The sequence below is a fragment of the Binatus soli (SeqCode) genome (assembly GCF_050015535.1).
In the GTDB taxonomy this organism is placed as follows: domain Bacteria; phylum Desulfobacterota; class Binatia; order Binatales; family Binataceae; genus Binatus; species Binatus soli.
Map to the genome: position 1 here is coordinate 89,026 of NZ_JBEKBF010000015.1, position 18,548 is coordinate 107,573.

The following is an 18,548-nucleotide window of genomic DNA, read 5'->3' on the forward strand; positions in this document are numbered from 1 at the left end:
CGCTGTGGCGCTGAGAGGCGATCGCTGCGTTCGCGCTTCTGTTCGCGATGCGGATTGCGGCTTTCAAGCGAGCGGGCTTTGAACGTCGCCTGGTTCGTTTACGAGATTGGAGCAGTGCTCGTGGCCCTGATGTCGCTCGGACTGCTCGTATGGTTATTGCGGGTTCTGTGGTTGTCGAGGTCGGGGTTGTGGGAGTTCTTGAAGTGGTCCTGGAGTTGAGTGGGCACTGATTTAGGAGGCTCCAATGGCGCGCAAAGGCGGAAAGGATCGAGGAGTAATGGAGTGGCCGCAAGCCTCCGGCAAGTGGTGGGCTTCCTACGCTGGGGCGGACGGCAAGATGCACCGCGGTCTCGCTCGTTGCGGACCCAGGGGTTATCGGTCTGCCGCGCCCAGGTTTGAATCCATCTTGCGACCCTGACCGCAAGATACAAGGGGTTACCCCTGCCCAAGGGGGTGCGGAACCCACGGTGGGTTTCGCATTCAATTAAGTGATACCCGGCTTGGGTTCAAATCGCGCACCCCACACGTGCACGCTGACCGGTTCGACCTTGACGATTGGATTTTTCTCGGGCGTCAGACTCATCGCGCGGTACTGCAGATATTTGTCGCGCAGATGACGTATCGCGAGGAGGTATTCTTCGGCGTCTTCGACCACGCGGGCATTTCCACGAATCAGCACGTACGCGAGTTGCGACCAATCTTCTTCATAGTGATCGATCACAATGGCGACGCGCGGATTTTCCGCGATATTGCGCATTCGCTTGAGCGCCAAACCGGTTTGACGCTTGGGTTTCTCGTCGATCGCGAAGTAGATGCGCTCGCCGTCGAACCAGTAGCAGAGCGGGACGTTGTGCGGAGCGCCGACGCCGTCGGCGGTCGCCAGATGGGCGACGCGGGCGCCGGCGACAAACTGCTGCACGCGCGGATCGGCAAGCCGAGCGACCATATCGTTAAGTGGAGCGGCCGGAACATTTGCCGCGGTGCGTTTCGCTTTCGTTGCCATCACCGTTTCTCCAGCCGCGCTTTCTTGCCGATCTTTTTCCAGACGGTCGAGCGCGCCGCGCGCGGCACGCGCGAGCGACTCGTCGGAGCGGTCGGCCGCCGCGGACGCGAGCGCGGTCATGGCGTCCTCGGTTGGGCTTTGAATATTGCCGAGCGCCGAGGCTGCGGCGCGGCGCACGCCCGCATCCGGATCGGATTTGAGGCATCCGAGCATGATTCTCGCCGCCGCTTCCGGCGCATCGCGCATCCGCGACAGCACTGCCAACGCCGCCAGCCGCACGTGAACATTCGAGTCGTGCACGGCGCGCTCGACGACGGCGAACAGTTCAGGGCCGGCGATACGGAGGTCGCGGATGCAGTAGAGCGCCATCTTGCGCGCGTTGCGGTCGGTGTCGGGATCGGCAGCGAATTTGAGCAGGCGCGCGCGAATTTGCTGGAGATTTTCGCGTCCGAGGCGGACCATCAGGTCGGTCGCCGCCCACCTGACATCGCCGTCGTCGTCGGACATCGCCTCCCACAGCGCGTCCGCGCACTCCATCGCAAACGCGCCTGCGCCGATTTGGCCCAGCGCGAACGCGCCAGCCCATCGCACGCGGCGATTGGCGCTTGCGATTGCCTCGCGAAGCTTTTCAGTGACGACTGGGTTGCCTGACCCGGCAATTGCTACGAGTTCATCGATCGCCCGGCGTTGAACGGTTTTGCGCGCGTCGCCAAGTTCCCGCATCAGTTTCCCGACTAGGGCTGTGTCGGTTTGTTTTAACATTGGGTGCAGGGGTCACCCCTGCCTTTCAATTTACACCCGCGATAAGGCGCACGAGATTGGACAGTTCGCCCGCGCCGAGAAAGAAATTGCTGTTGTTGTTTTCGTTGTCGCCAAATGTCTTCGCGACTGCGTGCGAAACCGATGCCAGGTCGAGCGGGCGGCCGCAAAGTTCGCTTTCGAGTTCGGCGACAGCCGGCGAATTGGCGATGAAATCCCCGCTCAGCCGCACTGCCTCGATGGCGCCGTCGGCTTTGAGCACGACGGCAGCCTCGATGGCGCCGAGTTGCGATGCAATTCGATTCCTGAGCGTCGGCGATGCTCCCGCGACGGGTGGGTGTATCCAGTTTGAGATGTCAAGCCCGCCTCGTTGCCCGCGGTGATCCGCCTGGGCAGATTCGATCGCGGTCAACTCGCGGCGTCGAGTCGGGCCGAGCGAACTCCGGTAGCCGGACGCGATCGCGCCGGCGAGCTCGTCGAAAGAGACGTCGCGAGCAAGCTCGCGCACCACCTTGGTGGCGGACGCAGCGTCATACATGCGGCATGAAAGCGCGCCGTCGGGGTCGATGCGTTCCAAATCGTGGACGAGTTCTTCCATTCCGCGATTGTGCGCAATCGCCGCCTCGAAAAGCATCGCGCCCGAAGCGTCAGTCTCGAAAGTGCACATGGCAATCTCGCGCTGCTCGACGGTTATCGCGTCGCGGCCGGGGTAGAAACAATCGATTCCAAGCGCGCGCATCCCGGTCAGGAGGCCACGAGCGTAGCGATTCATGATCTGCTCGGGTTTCAGGTTATTCAGTTTTTTCGCTGGCGCGGTGTCCTCTTTCAGCAGTGCGGTGCGAGTCGGAAGAATGAGCGCAAGCCCGAGCCATCCATTGCCCGCGCCGACGACGCGACCACCGGTCAGACGCCGTATCACGTTGATTCCGTCGCGCTCGGGCGCTCCGCCAAATGCATGATAGCGGCCGATCGAGATGGAACGGCCCGGCGACGCGTAGATGAGCAGGACCGGCGCTGTCTGGCGCGTGGCGATAGCGTCGAGAAAGTGGAGCTCGAGACCGATGAGATCATCGGGAGCCAGCGCAGGGGCGACGATTACGTCGAGATCGGGCATCGAGCGATTATAGCAGGGGCGATCGCCATGGGCGCGGGACCATCCACCCTCCTGAAACTCAAACTGGGTTTCGGACTTCCTGTGTGATTAAAGCAAAAGAATCGGCGCCGCCGCGGGATGCGGACTTCGGACCGACAGTGTTATCTCGTTTGCCAAACTGATCCGCGATGCTGTAAGAACGAAAAAGTTATAGCGCGTTTAGATAAAAGGCCAATCCGAGGGCAAAAATGACACGTTCAAATTTCCCGATCATGCTCGCGATCCTGTTCGCGCTTTCGATTCTCGCGATCGCGCCGCTCTCCACGCCGGCGTGGTGCGCCGACTCACCCGCGATAGCCAAGGTACTTGCTTCGCCGCCCGCGGCGGATGTCGGCACGACCACCAAGTGCGCCGCCTGCGGAATGAAGCTTCATGTGAAGAGCGACACGCCCGCCGCCGAGTACGCGGGGAAGCGTTATTACTTCTGCGACAAGGAGGAGCGCGACTCGTTCATCGCGCACCCCGAGACGTACCTGCATAAGGCCGCAGACAAATGACCGGCGCTCTTCTGTCACCTTGTTGAAGGAGAGTTAGGTTTCTCAACCGGCAATTCAGAAGAAGGACTCGGGTCCGCAGGCACCGCTCGGGATGATGACACAAAATAAGAGCAGCCGGCGTCAGCTACGCAAAGATCCCAAGGGGGAGTGGGAATCGAAAAGATGCTAGTCTAATCGGGCCGGAGTGAGTCGGGCGATCGCTTCCTGAACAGGGAAGAGGAAAGTCCGGGCTCCATAGGGCAGGATGGCCGTTAACGACGGCGCGAAGCGATTCGCGGAAAGTGGCACAGAAAATACACCGCCCGAAAGGGTAAGGGTGAAATGGCGGGGTAAGAGCCCACCGGCGCGCGAGTAATCGTGCGCGCATGCCAAACCCCATCCGGAGCAAGACCAAATAGGAGGCTGAGCGGCCCGCTCTTAAGGCCTCGGGTATGGTCGCATGAGCCGGCGAGCAATCGACGGCCTAGAGGAATGATCGCCGCCCGCAAGGGCACAGAACCCGGCTTACAGACTCACTCCGGTTTTTTCAGTGAACGTGCTTTTTCAATGAACGTGCAATGTGCCGGCGTCGTGCAGGGTGCCGGAATCGGCGGAACAGCTGGCGCAGAACAGCCGGCCTTGTCGAATGCATCCTCTCTCCTGGCGCGCGCCTGCGTGGGGCACCGGAACAATCGCGGGGAGGGAAACCTAACTGCTTCCCTTGAGCGAAGGGGAACCGTCGCCTTGATGCGGGCGCGGGCGGGCGCGCAGTCGCGATGCAGCCGCCTCGAGCGGCTTCAGAATCGCGGTGCCTGAGGTCACGTAGCGGGAGATTCGCCAGAGTGCGGCCAGGTCGCGCACGCCGGCTTCGATTTCGGGCGCTATCGCGAGCTTGACGCCGGGCGGAAGTTCGCGCGCGAAGGCGGCGACGCGCTCGATCTCGTCGAGGGTCCGGTCGCGATACTCCTCGAAGTGATGGATCAGCCGCCCGAATCCGTCCGCATCCCCATCGCCTCTCGTGAGCGACGATCTCAATTCCGAAATTTCCGCGAGATGACTCAACGGACGCTCGGCAGAATCCGCGACGGCCGACCAGGTGCGCTCATCGAGGAACCGATTGATCACTATCGCGGCGAGCTTGAGTCCCTCGGAGTCCATCTGGCCGAGCAGCTCGCGCGCCTGGCGGATGCGATCGGGTTCCGTCGTCGTCACCATCACGAACCGGACGGCAGGCGAATGCAGCAGCGCTTCGGTCTTGTGCAGGCGGTCGACAATTGCGTCCATGCTCTCGGCGGCGGCTGCGAAGAAATCCGTGATGGTCGAAAGCACGTTGGCGCCGACAAAGCGCTCGAGCTCACGCACGACAAATCTCGCCGCCTTGCTCGCGACTTTCATCGCAATCCGCCCGGCAGAGAGCGACGGCGTAAAGAGCCATCGCGCAGTCCGCGAATCGAGCAGGCGAATCAGCCGCGCGGGTGTCTGCAGGAACTCGAAGGAGTGCGATGCGGGGGGAGTGTCCACGACTTCGAGCTCGAAGGCGCCGGTCTGATGAAGATCATAAAGTTGCTGGAGCGCGGCGAAGGCTTCGGAGCCGGCGAACTCGGCGGTCAGGCTTCGGTAGAATGGATTGTCGAAAATCCTGCGGCGCGTCGCCGGGTCGGCGATAAGGCGCTCGACGATGGCGTCCCAGGCGCCTGTCACGTCGAGCATCATCGCGGAGAGCCGAAGCTGGCGGTCAAGTCCGGCCGCGGCAAGCTGCCGGCCGCCGATTCGGGTCGGCTGGCCGCCGAGGTGCGCTAGGCCGAGCGCGTCACGCAGGCGCTCGGAAGGATCGACGGTTATCACCGCGGTGTTGAGATCGGCAGATGCGCCCGCGAGTCCGAGCGCGGCGGCGATAGTGGTCTTACCGACGCCGCCGGTGCCGAGCAGAATCGGGATCGAGCCTTTGGTCAGCAGGTCTTTCAAGCAGCAACTCCATTTTAGGGTCACGATAGCAGGCGCGGCGAAGGGGCGCATCGCAGGACAAGGGTTGTCATCGGGGCGGTGTAAAAGTGCGGATAGTCGATTAGACGGTCTGACGAATGGGGAATAGAATCCTGGCGGGGAATCAGGGGTGGAATTGATTGTTGCATTGATTGCCGGCGTGGCGCTCGGAGCGCTGATCGGATGGCTCTTTGCGCGCGCAAACGCCGCCGGCGCGATCGCAACGGCGGCGCAGGAACGCGCCCAGCGCGAAGAACTTGCGAGGGCTCTTGGCGAACTGCGCGACAAACTGGCGATAGCGCAGTCAGGAAAAGTCACAGCAGACACGGAGCTCAGGAACGCAAAAGAGAGAATCGAGCAGGAACGCACGCTGCTCGATGACGCGGAAAAGAGACTGACTGACACGTTCAAGTTGCTTGCGGCCGATGCGCTGCGCACCACATCGGACGACTTTATCAAGCGCGCCGACGAGAAGTTCCGCGCCGAGCGCGAAACGGCGGGGAAGGATTTCGAAGCGCGGCAAAAGTCGATCGATGAACTGGTCAAGCCGGCACGGGAGTCGCTGACCAAGCTCGACGGCGAACTGCGCAGAATCGAGAACGACCGGCGCGAATCGCAGGGGAACCTCAAGTCTCAGCTTGAATCGCTCGGCGCACAGACCGGCAGGCTGGTCGACGCGCTCAAAACGCCTGTGGTCCGAGGCCGGTGGGGCGAAGTTCAGCTTCGCAACGTGGTGGAGATCGCCGGAATGACCGACCATTGCGACTTCTTTGAGCAGGAAAGCGTCACGACCGATGACGGGTGGCTGCGGCCCGACATGGTTGTGCGCTTGCCCGGTGGAAAGAATGTGGTGGTCGATTCGAAGGCACCGCTGAAGGCTTACTTGGAGGCACTGGAGGTGGCGGACGACGCGGCGCGCAGGATTAAGCTCAAGGAGCACGCATCACAGATCCGCAAGCACGTCGAGCAGCTTAGCTCGAAATCGTACCAGGACGCGCTGAAACCGACGCCGGAATTCGTCGTTCTGTTTCTGCCGGGCGAGATGTTCTTCAGCGCCGCGCTGCAACAGGACCCCGCGTTAATCGAGGACGCTGCCGCGAAGAAGGTCGTGCTCGCCTCGCCGACGACGCTGATCGCCGTGCTGCGCGCGGTCGCCTACGGGTGGCGCCAGGAGCGGCTCGCCGAGAATGCCGAGCGCATCAGCGCGCTCGGGCAGGAGCTGCATGAGCGAATCGCGACGATGGCAGGGTACTTCGCCGACATGGGCGGAGCGTTGGACAGGGCGTTGCGCGAATACAACCGCACGCTGAACTCGCTGGAGTCGCGAGTTCTGGTCACCGCGCGTAAGTTCCGGGAACTCGGCGTCGCGAGCAAACAAGAGATCGCGGACACGAAGTTTATCGAGACCGCGACGCGCGAGCTTCCGGCGTCGATGATTGGCGAACCGAGGAAGGGGTGAAATCGCGCCCGCGTTTTTCACCTACTCCATCTCCGCGTCGGACGGGGGCGGAGGCTTCAGTTGGCTGCGCTCCTTGCCGGCGACGATCCATCGCTCGACTTCGTGACGCTCGCGCTTGAGGAATCCCGCGATCGCGCGCCTGAGATCCGGGTTGGAGACGTAGTGGATGCTGCGGGTGAGCGCGGGGTCGAAGCCGCGCAGCCATTTGTATTCGCCGCCGGCGCCGGGCTCGTAACGCTGAATGCCGCTGCGGATGGAATGCTCGATGCCCGCGTAGTAGCAGACGTTGAAGTGCAGGAAGCGGACCTCGCGGAAGCATCCCCAATAGCGGCCGTACATCACGTTCGCCTTGGCCAGGTTGACGGCGCCCGCGATCAGTTCGCGGCCCGCGTACGCGCCGATGAAAACCATATTGCGTTTGAAGGATTTGCGGATGAGGTCGAAAAATTCCTCGGTGAGATATCGACGGCCCCAGTAAAGCTTCTCGATCGTCGAGCAATAGATTCGATACATCTCGGGGAACATCCGATCGGGAATTTGCTGGCCCGCGACGACACGGATGTGGATGCCCTGCTCATCCATCGCTGCGCGTTCGTGGCGGACCGCGGTGCGCCGCTTGTGCTTGAGCCGGTTCAGATAGTCGTCGAAGGTCGCGAAGCCGGCGTTATGCCAATGGTACTGATAGCCGAGCCGCTCCATGAATCCGATCGGCGCGAGCGCGGCAGCTTCGTCGGGCTCGCAAAAATTGACGTGCACACTCGACAGCTTGTTGTCTTCGCAGATGGAGGTGAGCGCGAGGCCGAGCAGATTGATGAGGCCGGCTCGATCGACGCCCGGCGCGGTTAGAAATCGGCGTCCCGTATGCGGCGTGAACGGCACCCCGACCAGAATCTTGGGAAAGTAGCGGATGCCGGCGCGCTCGGCCGCGTCGGCCCATCCATGGTCGAAGACGAACTCGCCCATGCTGTGGGTCTTGAGGTAGAGCGGGGCTGCGGCGACGATTCGTTTTCGGGGCGCCTCTCGAACCACGAGATGATACGGGGCCCATCCGGTGCTGCGCACAGCCGATCCGGAGTGCTCCATCGCATACAGCCAATCCCATTCGACGAACGGGGAATCGTCGGGGGAGAGCAGGGCGTCCCACGCCGCGCGGGGAATCTTGTCGATTCCCTCGACGATGGCGACTTCGAGTCGGGGCGCGGGATCATTCATGGCAAAGTCTCGATCTCATCGCTTGCGCAAATCACAACGGTCAAAATATCAGACTTATCGCAACCGAACCGACTTTTGCCGGATGCTCACCACCCATGCTCGAATTTGTTATTATATTTGTCAGACGGAGCGAGGCGCTCCGCGCGACAGAGGTGCGATGGTGGATTTCGTGCGCAAGCGGATGGTTTTGGCGCGAATCACCGGCGCTGACGGCGACGGCCGCTCCGGCGGCGGCGATATCGCTACCGAGCGCAAGACCCGCACCAAGCCGAAGACTGCCAAACCGCCTCTGTACAAGGTGATTTTGCTCAACGACGATTACACGCCGATGGAGTTCGTCGTCGAAGTGTTGAAAGCGGTATTCCACAAGCAACACGCCGACGCGACCCGAATCATGCTCCACGTGCATCAGAACGGGATGGGCGTGGCGGGCGTGTATCCATTCGAAGTCGCGGAGACCAAGGCGCATACCGTCGAGGAACTCGCGCGTGAGGCCGAGTATCCGCTCAAGTGCGTCATGGAAAAGGAGTGACCAGGCCGTAACATCGATGCCTCCGTCGAATAACAACATCATGATCAGCCGCGAACTGCAGGTGACGCTGCAACTCGCGATGAGCGAAGCCGTCAACCGGCGTCACGAGTTTGTGTGTCTTGAGCATCTGCTGTTCGCGATGCTCCACGACGTGACGACGACCACGATTCTGAAACATTGCGGCGCCGATCTGGATTCACTGCGGCGCAAGCTGGCGCATTACCTCGACGAGCAGGTCGAGCGGATGCCCAAGGGCGAGGAAGTGTCGCCGCGCTACGCGATCGGGGTGCAACGGGCGCTGCAGCGGGCGGCCTTGCACGTGCAATCGGCGGGGCGGCAGGAAATCACGGGCGGTAACGTGCTGGTCGCGATGTTCCATGAAACCGAATCGCCGGCGATTTTCTTTCTGCAAGAGCAGGGCGTCACGCGTTTCGACGTGATCAATTTTATCTCGCACGGGGTTTCGAAGGCGGGCGCGGAAGACGACGAGGACGGCGAGGAATCGGACAAGGACTCGGTCGATCACGACGGGCACGAACACGAAGGCGGCGACGAAGAAGGCGAGCGCAAGCTGTCGCCGTCGAAGGCGCTCAACACTTACGCTATCAACCTGGCCAAGCGCGCGGCGGACGGAAAAATCGATCCGCTCGTCGGCCGCAAGAAAGAACTCGAGCGCGCGGTGCACGTGCTGCTGCGCCGGCGCAAGAACAATCCGGTGTTCGTGGGCGAGGCAGGGGTCGGCAAGACCGCGCTGGCCGAGGGACTCGCGCTGGCAATTCATAAGGGCGACGTGCCCGACGCGCTCAAGGGCGTCGAGATTTACGCGCTCGACATGGGCGCGCTGCTCGCGGGGACGCGGTTTCGCGGGGACTTCGAGCAGCGGCTGAAGGCGGTCATCAAGGCGGTGGTCGGCGACTCGAAGCGGATTTTGTTCATCGACGAAATCCACACGATAGTCGGCGCCGGCGCGGCTTCCGGCGGGACTATGGATGCGTCCAACCTGCTCAAGCCCGCACTCGCGTCCGGCGACCTGCGATGTATCGGATCGACGACTTACCAGGAATACAAGCGCTCGTTCGACAAGGACAAGGCGCTGGCGCGGCGCTTCCAGCGAATCGACGTCGTCGAGCCGACGCAGGACGAGGCCGTTCAGATTCTCAACGGCATCAAGTCGTACTACGAGAAGCATCACAACGTCCGCTACACGAATTCGGCGATCAGACTGGCGGTCGAGCTATCGGCGCGATACGTCAACGACCGGTTCCTGCCCGACAAGGCGATCGACGTGATGGACGAGGCGGGAGTCGCGGGGCATTTGCGCGGCGCGGGGACGACGGAACCGGTGACGGTGGGCACGCGCGACGTGGAGCGGACGGTCGCGCGGATGGCGAAGATCCCGGAGCGCACGGTGTCGGCGACCGATCGCGGACGGCTGCAGACGCTCGACGAGGACATGAAGCAGGCGGTGTTCGGCCAGGATGAGGCGATCAACTCGGTGGCGCGCGCGATCAAGCTCGCGCGCTCGGGGCTGAGCCATCCCGACAAGCCGGTCGGTGCGTTTCTGTTCGCCGGACCGACGGGCGTCGGCAAGACCGAAGTCGCGCGCCAGCTCGCCAAAGTGATGGGCGTCGAATTCATTCGCTTCGACATGAGCGAGTACATGGAGCGGCATACGGTTTCGCGCTTGATCGGCGCGCCGCCGGGATACGTCGGTTTCGACCAGGGCGGATTGCTCACAGACGCGATCAACAAGACGCCGCATTGCGTGCTGCTGCTCGATGAGATCGAGAAGGCGCATCCCGATTTGTTCAGCATCCTGTTGCAGGTGATGGATCATGCGACGCTCACCGACAACAACGGGCGCAAGGCGGATTTCCGCAACGTGATCCTCGTGATGACGACGAATGCCGGCGCACAAGAACTGTCGCGCGCGATGATTGGCTTCCACGGCGGAACCGGCCAGGGAAACCCCAAGGGCGTGCTCGAGAGGATGTTCGCGCCGGAGTTCAGAAACCGGCTGTCGGCGACGATCGAATTTGCTCCGCTGAGTCCGCCGGTTATGGAACGGGTGGTGGACAAGTTCATCGCGGAATTGCAGGAGCGCCTCGACAAGCAGAAGGTCACGCTCATCGTGACGCCGGCGGCGAAGAAATGGCTGGCGGAGCATGGTCACGATCCGCGCTTCGGCGCGCGCCCGCTGGGGCGGTTGATCGAGAACGAGATCGCGCGGGTGCTCGCGGACGAGGTGCTGTTCGGCCAGCTGACGAAAGGCGGGAAGGCGACGGCGGACCTCGATGGCGACAAGCTCGCGTTTTCGTACGAGCCGAATCCGGCCCGCCAGCCCGCGCCGGTGGCGTGATCGTCAACCGTGCGTGCGGCCCTGAGTCGAAAAGTGTAAGCTGGGCGTCAGACAGGTGAGGAGGACCAACCTCGTGGAACGCACCTTCACAGCTTACGTCGAATTTGACCCTGACGCGAAATTGTACGTGGGTACGGTTCCGGGGCTGAGCGGCGCTCACAGCCAGGGGGCCACGATGGATGAGTTGCGGGAGAATCTCCGCGAGGTCATCGAACTGATTATCGAAGAGAAGGCCGCGCGCGGAGAACCGCTTGAAGTCGAGCCCTTCGATCGCGAGTGAACTGCGCCCTAACGCGCGCCGGCCGTCTAAGCTAGAATCGCGGACGAGGTGCTGTTCGGCCAGCTGACGAAGGGCGGGAAGGCGACGGCGGATCTCGACGGCGACAAGCTTAAGTTTTCGTACGAACCGAATGCGGCCCGCCAGCCCGCGCCGGTGGCGTGATTTAATCCGCGGCCAGTCCTGCCTCGGTGAGGCGACGCTCGAGAATCGGGAGGCGGTCGTGGCCCCAGAACGGTTCGCCGTCGAAGAAGAACATCGGCACGCCGAAGACGTGGTCGGCGGCGGCCTCGTCCTGAGCGCGCTGATAGGCGACGGCGCCCTCGCCCGAGAGATATTTGCGATAGTCGTCGGCTGACATGCCGAGACTTGCGACTACGTCCGCGACCGCGTCGGGCTCGTCGGCCTCGAGTTCGCGGCGAAAGAACATCTCGTACACTCGACGGCTGTAATCGAGCAGGCGGCCGTGCTGCTGCGAGAAGAGGCCGCCGATCAGCGCCGGCGTCGTGTCGTAAACTTTCAACGGCCCTCGAATCACCAGGCCGCGCGGCTTGGCCCATCGCCGCGCGTCGAGATACGAGTATCGCGCCTTGTATTCGGAGTAGAGACTGCGCTCGCCTTTGCCCTTGATTCGAAGCTGGAACGGAATCCATCGGATGCGAATCCGAAATCGCTGTTCGAGGGCGAAGGCGGGATCGAATGCGAGGTAGGCGAACGGACTCTTGTAGTCCGAGTACATCTTCACTTCCTTCGCTTGCATGAGATCGATTTCGCGGCGCGGGACTTTTTTCAGATCTGATCCGCGGGCTTTTGCAGTATCGTCGGATGGACCCATTCGGGGCCGCCCGTTTCGGGATGATCGATGTTGTAATGCAAGCCGCGCGACTCACGCCGGCTCATCGCGGATCGCACGACCAGTTCCGCGACCTTTGCCAGGTTGCGCAACTCGATCGTGTCGGCGTCGAGCAGGTGGTCCCAGTAGTAGCTGTGGATCTCGTCCTTGATCATCTCGATGCGCCGAAGCGCGCGCTCGAGTCGCCGGTCGCTGCGCACGATGCCGACGTAGTTCCACATCAGGCGGCGAATCTCGTCCCAGCTCTGCGTGATCATCACGCGCTCCTCGCTGCGGATCGCGCGCCCGGGATCCCACTCGGGAAACTCGGGCGGCGCGCCGCCTCCCGACGCGACGATTTCGCGCGCCGCGGTAAACCCGCGCCGGCCCATCACGGCGGCCTCGAGCAGCGAGTTCGACGCGAGCCGGTTGGCGCCGTGCAGCCCGGTCATCGCGACCTCGCCGGCTGCGTACAGGCGCGGAATCGAGCTGCGTCCGTCGAGATCGGTCTGCACGCCGCCGCACATATAGTGCGCCGCGGGCACCACCGGGATTGGTCCTTTGGTCAGGTCATATCCAAAGCTCAAGCATCGCTTGAAGATAGTCGGGAACCGCCGCCGGATGAAATCGGCGTCGCGATGGCTCAAATCGAGATACACGAAGTCCAGCCCGCGACGCTTCATCTCGGAATCGATCGCTCGCGCAACCACGTCGCGCGGCGCCAGCTCGGCGTCCGGATGGTAGCGCTTCATGAACGCGGTGCCGTCGGGCAATTTCAGAATCGCGCCCTCGCCGCGAAGCGCCTCCGAGATGAGAAAGGACTTGGCGGCGGGATGATACAGGCAGGTGGGATGGAACTGATAGAACTCGAGGTTTGCGACCGCCGCGCCCGCCCGATACGCCATCGCGACACCGTCGCCCGACGCGATGTCGGGGTTGGTGGTGTAGAGATAGACCTTGCCGGCGCCGCCTGTCGCCAGCATCGTGGCGCGCGAAATCACTTTGCGGATTTCGTGAGTGTTGCGGTCGAGCGCATAGACGCCCCAGCATGCGCCCGGCTTTCCCGCGGTGGCAGTCTCGACCAGCAGATTGATCGCGACATGATTTTCCAAAGTGCGGATGTTGGGCCGCGCGGCAGCGGCCTCGGTCAGCGCACGCATTATTTCGCGGCCGGTCAGGTCCTGCGCATGAAGCACGCGGCGATGGCTATGCCCACCCTCCTGACCCAGGTCGTACTCGAGTTCGCTGTCGTCGGGTCCGCCGGTCTCAACCCGGGTGAAGCGAGTGCCGAGCCGGATTAATTCGCGCACCGCCTCGGGACCCTCGCGAACTATGGTCTCGACCGCGGCGCGATCGCACAAGCCGGCGCCCGCCCGCAGCGTGTCCTCGATATGCGATTCGAACGAGTCGTCGACGCTCCACACACTGGCGATACCGCCCTGCGCGTAAGCGGTGTTGGCCTCGGAACTGCCGGCCTTGGTGAGAACGGTGACAGTGCCCGCTTCGGCCGCCTTGATCGCGAAGGTCAGGCCCGCGATGCCGCCGCCGATTACCAGGAAGTCGCTGGACAGTTGCGCATTATGCCTCATCAGGTGGCCTCGGGCGCGCCCGCGGGGTGAATCGAGGAGCGCGCGTTGTGTCAAAATGACGCTACTCGGTCTGCGCTCGGCCAGTCAAGGCGATCGAGCGGCTGCGATTTGCCACCTTGATCCGATTCAAATATTCTCGAAGGTGCGGATCGCAACGAACAACGAAAAACGAAAAACGAAAAACGAAAACTCCGCTTCACAGTTCGTCGCGCCCCCGATAGGCCAAGCCCGTGCCGATGACGCCGCCAAATATTGTCACGCTGCTGCGGATAGCGACCGCGCCGATCCTGGTCTGGGTCCTGATGCACAGCGGGCCGGCCGCTTCGTGGCTTGCGGCCGGGGTGTTCTTCATCGCAACGGTCAGCGATTATTTCGACGGCTACCTCGCGCGCAGTTACGACTCGGTCACCACGCTCGGCAAGTTTCTCGATCCGATGGCCGACAAGCTGGTCGTCACGACGGCGCTGATCATGCTCGCCGGGATGACGCGAACGCCGCACGTGCCGGCGTGGATGGTGGTCGTGCTGGTGGCGCGCGAAATAATGGTGACGGGACTGCGGGCGGTCGCCGCGGTCGAGGGGTTAATCGTGGGCGCCGAGGAGCTCGGCAAGTACAAGATGGCGTTGCAGTCGATCGCGATTCAGGGTCTGCTGATTCATTACACGTATTTGCACGTCGACTTCTTCGCCGCCGGGATGTTCGTGCTGTGGATCGCGATGGCCGTGAGTGTGTGGTCGTGCGTCGATTACTACGTGCGCGTGGTCGCGGCGCTGCGTCCAAAGCCGGTGACTGCGGCGGGTAAGCGGGCGGCGATTTGACAGACGCTCCCGCGCCGGATAATCAAGTGGATTCGTCGTGCCGGTTTGGAGAGCGGGTGTAGCTCAGTTGGTAGAGCGCGTGCTTGCCAAGCACGAGGTCGTCGGTTCGAAACCGATCACCCGCTCCATGTAAATCGCGATGGACGGCCTCGCCCGGCTATGCACCCCTTGTGAATCGACGCATATCACACCGGGGGATGAGGTCTCTTCTCTATGTCGGAACCGCTCTCAGACGAGCAGTTTTCTCTCATCGACGCCTACTGGCGGGCGTCCAACTACCTGACCGTCGGCCAAATCTACCTGATGGCGAATCCTCTGCTGCGCGAGCCTCTGCGGCCCGACCACATCAAGCCGCGCCTGCTCGGCCATTGGGGGACCTCACCGGGACAAAACTTTATCTACGTGCACCTCAACCGGCTGATTCGCGAGCACGACGCCAACGCGCTCGACGCCCACCGCAAATACATAGTCGAGGCTTTCGAAGACATGCCTGCGATTCGCAACTGGAAATGGACTCCGGATTAATCTGATGAAAGTAAGCCCACTGGCCGGAAAACCTGTCGATCAATCGCAGCTCGTCGATATCCCCCGTCTGATCACCGCTTACTTCGCCTGCAAGCCCGACGCCGGCAATCCCGCGCAACGAGTCGCGTTCGGCACCTCGGGGCATCGCGGCTCCTCGTTCGACACCGCGTTCAACGAAGCGCACATCCTGGCGATCAGCCAGGCGATCTGCCTCTACCGCAAAAGTCAGAATATCAACGGTCCGCTCTATCTCGGAATGGACACGCATGCGCTCTCGGTCCCGGCGTTCGCCAGTGCGCTCGAAGTGCTGGCTGCCAACGGGGTCGAGACGATGGTGGATAGCGAGGGCGGGTACACGCCGACGCCGGCGATATCGCATGCAATCCTGACTTACAATCGCGGCCGCAAGAGCGGGCTGGCGGATGGGATCGTGATCACGCCGTCTCACAATCCGCCGTCTGATGGCGGCTTCAAGTACAACCCGTCCAACGGCGGCCCGGCTGATACCGCCGTCACCGATCGGATTCAGAATACGGCCAACGAATTTCTCAAGGCCGGCCTCGCCGGGGTGCTGCGCGTTCCGTACGAGCGGGCGCGCAACGCCGCGACGCTTCATAAGCACGATTACATCGGCGCCTACGTCGGCGACTTGGGCAACGTCGTCGACATGGAGTCGATTCGCGCCACGGGCGTGCGGGTCGGAATCGATCCGCTCGGCGGTGCGGCGGTGCGCTACTGGCCGGCGGTGATCGAAAAGTACGGAATCAAGGCGACGGTGGTCAGCGACGTGGTCGATCCGGCATTTCGCTTCATGACCGCCGACTGGGACGGGAAGATCAGGATGGATTGCTCGTCGCAGTACGCGATGACGCGCTTGCTTGTGATTCGCGATCGTTTCGACGTCGCGTTTGCCAATGACACCGATGCGGACCGGCACGGAATAGTCACTCGCTCGAGCGGACTGATGAATCCGAATCACTATCTTGCGGTTGCGATCTCATACCTGTTTCGCAATCGCACCCGCTGGCGCAGAGATGCGGCGGTCGGCAAGACTGTGGTGAGCAGCAGCATGATCGATCGCGTCGCGGCGAGCATTGAACGCAAGCTCGTCGAGACTCCCGTCGGCTTCAAGTGGTTCGTGGACGGGCTGATCGATGGTTCGGTCGGATTTTGCGGCGAAGAAAGCGCCGGCGCGTCATTTCTGCGCACCGATGGAACCGTGTGGACCACAGACAAGGACGGACTCATCCTCGGCTTGCTTGCGGCCGAGATGACCGCGCGCGCGGGCCGCGACCCCGGCGCGACGTACGATGACTTGACGCGTGAGTTCGGTGCGCCAGCGTACGAGCGCATCGACGCGCCTGCCACGCTCGCGCAGAAGGAAATTCTAAAGAAGCTGACACCCGGGCAACTGAATGAGCGCGAACTTGCGGGTGAGAAAATTCTCAAAACATTGACCGTTGCGCCCGGCAACGGAGCGGCAATCGGCGGAATCAAGGTGATCGCGGAGAGCGGATGGTTCGCGGCGCGTCCGTCGGGCACTGAAGAGGTTTACAAGATATACGCGGAGAGTTTTCGCGGGGTCGATCATCTGCATCGGATTCAGGCCGAGGCGCAGGAACTCATCGCGCGAGTCTTCAAGCAGGCCGAATCGACCGGCGGCAACTGAGGAATCAGGCTTGCCGGCTCCTCACACCATACTCTGCATCAACGTCGGTTCGTCGTCGTGCAAGTTCGCGCTGTACTCGGTTTCCAGCGGCGCCGAATTGGTTGTGGCCGAAGGCGTGGCGGACCGGATCGGCTCGAGCGGCGGTAAAATCAGGGTCCGCGACGCCAACGGCCGCTCGATCGCCGAATCGGATCGCGAGCTTGCGCGCCCGCAAGTCGCCGTCGATTCGCTGTTCGAGGAGTTCGAGCGCTTGAAGCTGCCGCGCCTCGACGCGGTGGGACATCGACTCGTCCACGGCGGCGCGCATCATGCCGCCCCGGAGATCGTCACGCCCGCTCTGATCGCCGATTTGAAACGGCTGATCGCATTCGCACCGCTGCACATGCCGGGAGGAATCGAAGGTATCGAGGCGGTTGCCGCGCGGCATCCGAAACTTCCGCAGGTCGCGTGCTTCGACACCGCGTTTCATCGTGGAATGCCCGCGCGAGCTGAGCGCTTCCCGTTGCCGCGCGAACTATGGGACGCTGGAGTGCGGCGCTACGGCTTTCACGGGATCTCTTATGAGTACATCATGCAAGCTCTGGGAACCGACGTCCCGCCGCGCCTGATAATCGCGCACTTGGGCAACGGGGCGAGCATGGTCGCGGTCGAAAACGGCCGTCCGCTCGACACCACGATGGGATTCACGCCGGCGGGCGGCTTCATGATGGGGACGCGGCCGGGCGATCTCGATCCGGGCGTGATTCTTTATCTGCTCGAGGGCAAGGGTTACGACGCCGCGCAACTAAGCCGGCTCGTGAATCTGAAGTCCGGGTTGCTCGGAGTCTCAGGACTCAGTTCCGACGTGAAGACATTGCTGGACGCGCGGGGATCGAACGCGGATGCGGCAGAGGCGATCGAGATGTTTTGCTATCAGATTAGAAAAGCGATTGGCGCACTGGCAGCCGCGCTCGGCGGCTTGGATTTGCTCGTCTTCACCGGCGGGATTGGCGAGCATGCCGCCGCGGTACGCGCGGAAGCCTGCCAGGGGCTGGCGCATCTCGGGCTTGCGATCGATCCTCAGCGCAACCGCTCCAACCAGGACACGATCAGCGCCGCTGACAGCCGATGCCGCGTGCGGGTCATCCCCACCAATGAAAATTTAATGGTCGCGCGGCACGCGGCGCGGCTGGTATTTCCCGCCGGCTGACCCAACTATTTGCTGGCCTATGTGCGGACGATTCACAATCACGCGCCGCGACGGCAATTCGCTGGCGGCCGAGCTCGGCGTCCCGGCGGACTCGTTTGTCGATTATCGGCCGCGCTACAACGTCGCGCCGATGCAGAAACATTTCATAGTCAGGATCAAGTACGAAAATCGCGAAGCGATTCCCGCCAGGTGGGGTTTGGCCAAAAGTGGCGCGAAAGACGCCAGCATGGCGGCCAAGTGCATCAACGCCCGGTCGGAGACGGTCGAGGCGCGGCCCGCATTTCGCGACGCGTTCCGTAAGCGGCGATGCGTGGTGCCGGCCGACGGATTCTTCGAATGGACCGGGCCGAAGACTGCGCGACAGCCGGCCTGGTTCCATCGCGAGGATAGCCGGCTCGTCCTGTTCGCCGGACTTTACGAGGCATGGCAGAGAGAGCAGGGCGAGTGGGAGACGACGTTCACCATTCTGACGACGGCGGCCAACGCCGTGGTCGCGCCGTATCACGATCGGATGCCGGTGATACTGGCCGATCGCGACGCCGACGACTGGATGGACCCGCGCGCGCCGGATCCGCTTGCGCTCAAGCGGCTGCTGGTTCCCGCGCCGGCTGACTTGCTGATCGCGACTCCGGTCTCGCCCAAGATCAACAATGTACGTAACGATTCGCCGGATCTGCTGGAGCCCGCCGGACAGCTTTTCCACTGAGGCACTG

Annotated in this window: 15 protein-coding genes, 1 tRNA gene, 1 other RNA gene and 1 pseudogene; 12 read left to right on the plus strand and 6 right to left on the minus strand. The window is 62.7% G+C overall.

From position 1 onward, the window contains the following. Window positions 1-484: 484 nt before the first annotated feature. Both ABR989_RS12865 and ABR989_RS12870 read right to left on the minus strand, forming a co-directional pair. Window positions 485-1,765 (minus strand): TIGR03668 family PPOX class F420-dependent oxidoreductase, encoded by a 1,281-nt coding sequence (locus ABR989_RS12865; RefSeq protein WP_428129156.1) that lies wholly within the window; start codon window positions 1,763-1,765, stop codon window positions 485-487. 25 nt (window positions 1,766-1,790) lie between these two features. Then, the gene (locus ABR989_RS12870) at window positions 1,791-2,876 is read right to left on the minus strand and encodes a hypothetical protein (protein ID WP_428129157.1); all 1,086 of its coding nucleotides are present in this window, start codon (window positions 2,874-2,876) and stop codon (window positions 1,791-1,793) included. A 227-nt stretch (window positions 2,877-3,103) separates the two neighbouring features. On the opposite strand from ABR989_RS12870, the gene ABR989_RS12875 reads away from it, so the two are divergent. Together ABR989_RS12875 and rnpB are read left to right on the plus strand one after the other, a co-directional pair. Continuing rightward, window positions 3,104-3,412, plus strand: a complete 309-nt coding sequence (locus ABR989_RS12875) for a hypothetical protein (protein ID WP_428129160.1) — start codon at window positions 3,104-3,106, stop codon at window positions 3,410-3,412. Window positions 3,413-3,593: 181 nt separating this feature from the next. Further along, window positions 3,594-3,935: RNase P RNA component class A (gene rnpB, locus ABR989_RS12880), an RNA gene on the plus strand. A gap of 164 nt (window positions 3,936-4,099) precedes the next feature. Here rnpB and ABR989_RS12885 read toward each other — a convergent pair. Continuing rightward, window positions 4,100-5,356 carry an ArsA family ATPase gene (locus ABR989_RS12885; protein WP_428129162.1) on the minus strand — a complete coding sequence of 419 codons (1,257 nt, stop codon included), beginning with the start codon at window positions 5,354-5,356 and terminating at the stop codon, window positions 4,100-4,102. A 148-nt stretch (window positions 5,357-5,504) separates the two neighbouring features. Here ABR989_RS12885 and ABR989_RS12890 point away from each other — a divergent pair, with 148 nt between their 5' ends. Then, a complete protein-coding gene (locus ABR989_RS12890) occupies window positions 5,505-6,833 on the plus strand; it encodes a DNA recombination protein RmuC (RefSeq protein WP_428129165.1) in 1,329 nt (442 codons plus the stop codon). 21 nt (window positions 6,834-6,854) lie between these two features. On the opposite strand, the gene ABR989_RS12895 is transcribed toward ABR989_RS12890, so the two are convergent. Further along, window positions 6,855-8,045 carry a GNAT family N-acetyltransferase gene (locus ABR989_RS12895; protein ID WP_428129167.1) on the minus strand — a complete coding sequence of 397 codons (1,191 nt, stop codon included), beginning with the start codon at window positions 8,043-8,045 and terminating at the stop codon, window positions 6,855-6,857. Between the two features lie 157 nt (window positions 8,046-8,202). Here ABR989_RS12895 and clpS point away from each other — a divergent pair, with 157 nt between their 5' ends. From clpS to ABR989_RS12910, 3 genes are all read left to right on the plus strand, one after another. Continuing rightward, window positions 8,203-8,577 carry an ATP-dependent Clp protease adapter ClpS gene (gene clpS / locus ABR989_RS12900; RefSeq protein WP_428129169.1) on the plus strand — a complete coding sequence of 125 codons (375 nt, stop codon included), beginning with the start codon at window positions 8,203-8,205 and terminating at the stop codon, window positions 8,575-8,577. 40 nt (window positions 8,578-8,617) lie between these two features. Further along, window positions 8,618-10,936 (plus strand): ATP-dependent Clp protease ATP-binding subunit ClpA, encoded by a 2,319-nt coding sequence (gene clpA / locus ABR989_RS12905; protein WP_428129254.1) that lies wholly within the window; start codon window positions 8,618-8,620, stop codon window positions 10,934-10,936. A gap of 73 nt (window positions 10,937-11,009) precedes the next feature. Further along, a complete protein-coding gene (locus ABR989_RS12910; protein ID WP_428129172.1) occupies window positions 11,010-11,216 on the plus strand; it encodes a type II toxin-antitoxin system HicB family antitoxin in 207 nt (68 codons plus the stop codon). Between the two features lie 163 nt (window positions 11,217-11,379). Here ABR989_RS12910 and ABR989_RS12915 read toward each other — a convergent pair whose 3' ends face one another. Next, window positions 11,380-11,973: a 2-hydroxychromene-2-carboxylate isomerase gene (locus ABR989_RS12915; RefSeq protein ID WP_428129174.1), complete on the minus strand. Its 594-nt coding sequence runs from the start codon at window positions 11,971-11,973 to the stop codon at window positions 11,380-11,382. A 29-nt stretch (window positions 11,974-12,002) separates the two neighbouring features. Further along, window positions 12,003-13,634: an L-aspartate oxidase gene (gene nadB / locus ABR989_RS12920; RefSeq protein WP_428129177.1), complete on the minus strand. Its 1,632-nt coding sequence runs from the start codon at window positions 13,632-13,634 to the stop codon at window positions 12,003-12,005. A gap of 236 nt (window positions 13,635-13,870) precedes the next feature. Here nadB and pgsA point away from each other — a divergent pair, with 236 nt between their 5' ends. The 6 genes and pseudogenes from pgsA (at window position 13,871) to ABR989_RS12950 (ending at window position 18,541) form a co-directional block, all read left to right on the plus strand. Continuing rightward, window positions 13,871-14,452: a CDP-diacylglycerol--glycerol-3-phosphate 3-phosphatidyltransferase gene (gene pgsA / locus ABR989_RS12925; RefSeq protein WP_428129179.1), complete on the plus strand. Its 582-nt coding sequence runs from the start codon at window positions 13,871-13,873 to the stop codon at window positions 14,450-14,452. A 52-nt stretch (window positions 14,453-14,504) separates the two neighbouring features. After that, a tRNA-Gly gene (locus ABR989_RS12930) sits at window positions 14,505-14,580 on the plus strand. Between the two features lie 85 nt (window positions 14,581-14,665). After that, window positions 14,666-14,899 (plus strand): annotated as a pseudogene (locus ABR989_RS12935) (phosphoketolase family protein); the annotation flags it as partial. Between the two features lie 82 nt (window positions 14,900-14,981). Next, window positions 14,982-16,646, plus strand: coding sequence for a phosphoglucomutase (alpha-D-glucose-1,6-bisphosphate-dependent) (pgm, locus tag ABR989_RS12940; protein WP_428129182.1), 1,665 nt, complete (start codon window positions 14,982-14,984; stop codon window positions 16,644-16,646). 10 nt (window positions 16,647-16,656) lie between these two features. Further along, window positions 16,657-17,835 (plus strand): acetate/propionate family kinase, encoded by a 1,179-nt coding sequence (locus ABR989_RS12945; RefSeq protein WP_428129185.1) that lies wholly within the window; start codon window positions 16,657-16,659, stop codon window positions 17,833-17,835. A 19-nt stretch (window positions 17,836-17,854) separates the two neighbouring features. Then, window positions 17,855-18,541, plus strand: coding sequence for an SOS response-associated peptidase (locus tag ABR989_RS12950; RefSeq protein ID WP_428129188.1), 687 nt, complete (start codon window positions 17,855-17,857; stop codon window positions 18,539-18,541). Window positions 18,542-18,548 lie beyond the last annotated feature (7 nt).